Genomic DNA, 5,172 nt, shown 5'->3' with positions numbered 1-5,172 from the left:
GCCCTGCGGGAGGCCGGCTGCATGCCTCAGATCTTCGGCACCATTACCATCAGCGACGGCATTTCCATGGGCACCGAGGGCATGAAGTACTCCCTCGTGTCGCGGGAGGTGATTGCCGATTCCATCGAGACGGTGGTCAACGGCCAGAGTATGGATGGTCTCTTGGCCATTGGTGGCTGCGACAAAAACATGCCGGGGGCGATGATTGCCATGGCCCGCCTCAACGTGCCCTCCATCTTTGTCTATGGCGGCACCATCAAGCCGGGGCACTACAACGGCCGCGACCTCACCATCGTCAGCGCCTTTGAAGCGGTAGGGGAGTACAGCGCCGGGCACATCTCCGAGGAAGAGCTGCTGGCGGTGGAGCGCCACGCCTGCCCCGGTGCCGGATCCTGTGGCGGCATGTACACCGCCAACACCATGTCCAGCGCCTTTGAGGCCATGGGCATGAGCCTGCCCTATTCCTCTACCATGGCGGCAGAGGATGAAGAAAAAGCCGAAAGCGCTGCCCAATCGGCCAAGGTCTTGGCCGAGGCCATCAAGGCCAACATTCGGCCCCGTGACATCATCACTCGCCAGAGCATTGAGAACGCCATCTCCGTCATCATGGCCGTAGGGGGATCCACCAACGCCGTGCTCCACTTTTTGGCCATTGCCCACGCCGCGGAGGTGCCCCTGACGTTGGATGACTTTGAGACCATCCGCGCCCGCGTGCCTGTTCTCTGCGACCTCAAGCCTTCGGGCCGCTTTGTTGCCACCGATCTGCACCGGGCTGGTGGGATCCCGCAAGTAATGAAGATCCTGCTCAACCACGGTTTGCTGCACGGGGACTGCCTCACCATCTCTGGTCAGACGATTGCCGAAGTCCTACGGGACGTGCCGGACGAGCCCAGCCCTGACCAAGAGGTGATTCGCCCCTGGCACAGCCCCCTTTACCCCCAAGGGCACATAGCCATCCTCAAAGGTAACCTTGCTCCCGAAGGGGCAGTGGCCAAGATTAGCGGCGTCAAGACTCCCAAGATCACGGGGCCGGCGCGGGTCTTTGACTCGGAGGAGTCCTGTCTGCAGGCTATCCTTGCTGGCCAAATTCGACCAGGGGACGTCGTGGTGATCCGCTACGAAGGCCCCAAGGGCGGCCCTGGCATGCGGGAGATGCTCTCCCCCACTTCGGCCATCATCGGCGCTGGCTTGGGAGATAGCGTGGGGCTAATTACCGATGGCCGCTTCTCTGGCGGCACCTACGGCATGGTGGTGGGCCATGTGGCGCCTGAGGCCTACGTAGGCGGCCCCATTGCCCTGGTGGAGGAAGGGGATCTCATTACCATCGATGCCCCCGCTCGTCTGTTGCACCTGCATGTTAGCGAGGAAGAACTGGCCCGCCGCCGCGCCCGCTGGGTTCCCCCCGAGCCTCGCTACAAACGGGGCACCTTGGCCAAGTACGCCAAGCTCGTCTCCAGCAGCAGCCTGGGGGCGGTGACCGATTTGAACTTGTGGGAGTAGGCCCTTCTCCCTCAGGGAGAGGGGAGTAACTCTTGCAGGAAAAAGCGGCAGGGATCCCTGCCGCTGGGTTAAGTTGACGGCTTCGGCGCCAACTAGGTACCAATGATGCCGCCGTCATTTTTGGTAATCACCACCACCGCCGAGCGGGGATAGATGTTGTCGTCGTAGTCAGGCCAGCGCGAAGCAATCTTGCCGGCAGCGAAGTCTTCGGCACTGGTGGTGGAGCCGGGGTGCTGGACATTGATGAACATGGTGCGCTGGTCGGGAGTGGTAACCACGCCGGTGATCTCCTGTCCAATCGGCCCGGTCAAGAAGCGACGAATTTCTCCCGTATCCGGGTCGGCAGCCAGCATCTGGTTGTTGCCGAACTGGGCAAAGTCCCCCTTGTTGAGGTTGCTCTCGCTACAATCTGTCTGGATCCAGAGGCGACGACTGGCATCGAACCACAGCCCATCGGGAGAGTTGAAGATGTTGTCCGAGCTGAGAGCTTGGCCGGATAAGGTGCGGCTATCTCCTGGCGGGCCGGCCAGGACGAAGATGTCCCACTCAAAGCGGGTAGCTTGGGGCTGGCCATTGGCTTCCTTCCAGCGGATGATGTGACCCCACTGGTTTTTGGGACGAGGGTTGGCGGCATTCACCTGGTCTTGTTCCCGCTTGCTGTTGTTGGTTAGGGTGAAGTAGACCATACGAGTCTTGGGATCCACTGCTCCCCACTCGGGCCGATCCATCTTGGTGGCGCCGACTAAGTCTGCTGCGGTGCGGGTGTTTACCAATACATCCGCCTGGCTGGTGAAACCATTCTCGGGGGTGAGGCCGTTTTGCCCAAACACCAGCGGGATCCACTCCCCTGTGCCGTCTTCGTTGAACTTGGCCACGTACAGGGTGCCGTTGTCCAGCAGGTGGCCGCCTGCCGTCTCCTTGCGGTAGGGCTCGGCAGAGACGTACTTGTAGATGTACTCAAAGCGGGCATCGTCCCCCATGTAGAGCACAATCGGCTGTCCTTCCACCGGCGGCTGGAACACCACGCCCTCATGGGCAAAGCGGCCCAGAGCTGTGCGCTTCTTAGGCCTGCTGCTGGGATCAAAGGGATCAATCTCCACCACCCAGCCGAAGGTGTTGGGCTCGTTGCGGTAGTCCTGGGTAGCATCGGCAGCGGTGGGGGTGGCGTTGAAGCGGATGAACTCGTCGGCCTTGTTGCTAGCCAGCTCCCAGCCGTAGCGGGAGGTCTCGGTGCTCACGCCATAGCGCTTGTGTTCGCGGGGCAGGTTGGGCTTTTGATCCGGCCCTTTGCTGGTGTTAACGAAGTAGCCGGCCCAGTTTTCCTCACAGGTGAGGTAGGTGTTCCAGGGGGTAACCCCGTGGGCGCAGTTGTTTAGAGTACCCCGCGTCATCGTGCCATCGGGGCTGAACTTGGTCTTGACAAAGTCAGACCCCCGTACCGGGCCCTGGATCTCCATGAGGGTGAGGCCGGTGATGCGGCGGTTGAGGCGATCCCGCACCACAGTCCAGTTACCGTCCGCCTCCCGCTTGATGTGGACAATGCTCACCCCGTGGGCGTTCAGCTCCTTGAGCACCTGGTCGGGATCGCGGCTACCGTCGGGGTTGACCGGATACCCCTCATCGTTGAGCTGTTGTCCTTTGGCGGCGGCATGCATAAAGCGCGGCTCCACGTACTCGTGGTTGATCACCAACAGGCCCTCGGTGGAGCTGCCCTGCCAGGGATCCTTCCCCTCAATGGGGAAGAAGTGCATACCGTCGTGGTGGCTGCCCACCTGCATCCCCTGCTCGGCGCCGGTGTTCTCCAGCTTAAACTCAGGGTAGGTGCCGGTGATGGGGATACCCCAGGCCAGCAGCGGTCGGGCAGTGTAGCCTTCCGGCACCACCACTTTGTCTTCTGCGCTCACGGGGATTGCCTTGAAACCCAGCAAGGCACTGCCGCTGGCCGCTTTGGCCGACTTACTGGCGTTGTTGAGCGCCGGCAGGCCAAAAAAGGTGGCCACTGCTGCGGCAATGCCCCCCTGCAACACTTGGCGCCGCTGCAGGCGGGCTTCTAGGATGCTGCTAAAGGTGGGGTTGGGCGAATGATTGCACAGAGGCTCGTCCCCATGACGAAGCCTAGAACCCTGCGGATTATTCACGTTGAGTTCTCCCCTTCTCTTGTCTTGTCGATTCCCTGCGTTACTGACTTCACGCATTGGGATAGGCGCTCCAAAACTAGTACCTAGAAGTTAAGAAGAGGCCAAGACTAGGTTAAGCTTCATCGATATGAAGAATTTCTTTAGGTTGAGCTAATGATTTCTTAACAAATTGTTGAACTACAGGGAATTTTGCTTTCTGATCTTTGTCTTTGACTTGTTCCAGCTAGGCTTAAGGTTCTTGTCGTATCCTAGAGAACAAATACACCCCATCGCGATGGTAGAGAAGCTGAAACGAGGTTTCTTTTTGTAAAGCGGCAAGCAGGGTTTGGGAGAACTCTGGGCTGCTGCGCCACCCCGGATGGCGGCTGTTAAGCAAAACGTAGTCAAAGGGATCCCATTGTTCGGGGGGAGATCCCTTGAAGTGGCTCTCATCAGTAAAGTAGATAACTTGCCGGTGGGTGAGGTGGGGGCTAATCTCGTGGGTGGTAAGGACACCCCCTTGGGTGGTGATGTGGGCAAGGGCCTCGCGAGTGGCCTGCCAAGTGTCAAGAGACTGAAGATAGATGGAGCCGAAAAAGGGGTATTTTGCCAGGGCTAAAAAAGCCAGCAAAGACCAGGCTAGCGCTGCTTTTCTGCTTTTGACAGGCCAGACCCAGGATGGGCCTGGTTTCGCGTTTTCGATGACAGCTAGAAAGAGAAAAGGAACAACAGGTAATGCATACTGATGCACCAGATCCCGATAAGCAGGATTGCTAGAAAGTATATTCAGCCCCAGGGTTGGCAGGGCAGGGATCCAGGGATCCCAGCGGTGCCAAGAGAGGCCCCAAGCCACAGGAATGATTAACAAAAGTCCATAGAATAGGGTGTCGAGAGAGAAGACCTTGCCCAGGACTAATGTTGGCTTGAGAACCAAGTTTTGGATAATTTCAGGAACAGAACTGCCCAAATAGCTATAGTGAGAAACGGCTGCCGGCTCGCTGCCACTGAAGTGAGGAATAATCCAAAAAGTAGCCACGCCAAACCAAGCCGACCCTGCCGCTATGGCAAGCCAGCCGGCCACTTGGCAGCGCCGTTCCCAGCGCTTTTCAACTCGTCTGCTTTCAAAGAGCAACAGCCAAGCTCCCAGGGCAACGACATTGAGAGACAACACCGCCTTGCAGCCGAGGATACCACCTAGGCACAGCAAAAACCCCCACAACTTGCCAGAGCGAACACAGAGTATAGCGGCCAAAAAAAGGGGAACAGCCAACACTTCTGGATGAAAATCAAAAAGGTTGGCGTTGAAGATGGCTGGGTAGAGAAGATAGGCGGCGGCAATTGTTCTCGCCCTGCCAGAATCAATCTCGGCTTGGAGCGCCAGATGGTAAACGGCCAGCGCTCCCAGCGTTAGTGCCAGAGCTTGGATGCCAAACAGCCAATATACAGAGGGAGCAATGCAATACAAAAGACTGAGAGGATACAAGATAAAAGCTGCGTGATCCCCAAGAATGTGGATCCCGCGAATAGTAGAAAAAGGAACCTCGCCACGGCTGAT

General features: G+C 58.4%; 3 protein-coding genes. 1 reads left to right on the top strand and 2 read right to left on the bottom strand.

All coding sequences use genetic code 11. From position 1 onward, the window contains the following. On the top strand, positions 1–1,500 hold a 1,500-nt coding region (gene ilvD, locus NW841_RS11235), incomplete at its 5' end, for a dihydroxy-acid dehydratase (RefSeq protein ID WP_414386441.1). 92 nt (positions 1,501–1,592) lie between these two features. On the opposite strand, the gene NW841_RS11230 is transcribed toward ilvD, so the two are convergent. Both NW841_RS11230 and NW841_RS11225 read right to left on the bottom strand, forming a co-directional pair. Continuing rightward, positions 1,593–3,638 carry a PhoX family protein gene (locus NW841_RS11230; protein WP_414386439.1) on the bottom strand — a complete coding sequence of 682 codons (2,046 nt, stop codon included), beginning with the start codon at positions 3,636–3,638 and terminating at the stop codon, positions 1,593–1,595. Positions 3,639–3,867: 229 nt separating this feature from the next. Then, positions 3,868–5,172, bottom strand: a 1,305-nt coding sequence (locus tag NW841_RS11225; RefSeq protein WP_414386437.1) for a DUF2079 domain-containing protein, incomplete at its 5' end; no start/stop codon positions are given.

The sequence above is a fragment of the Synechococcus sp. H60.3 genome, assembly GCF_047462295.1.
In the GTDB taxonomy this organism is placed as follows: domain Bacteria; phylum Cyanobacteriota; class Cyanobacteriia; order Thermostichales; family Thermostichaceae; genus Thermostichus.
Note: the sequence above shows the minus strand (reverse complement) of the source record. Positions and strands in the feature narration are given on the sequence as shown.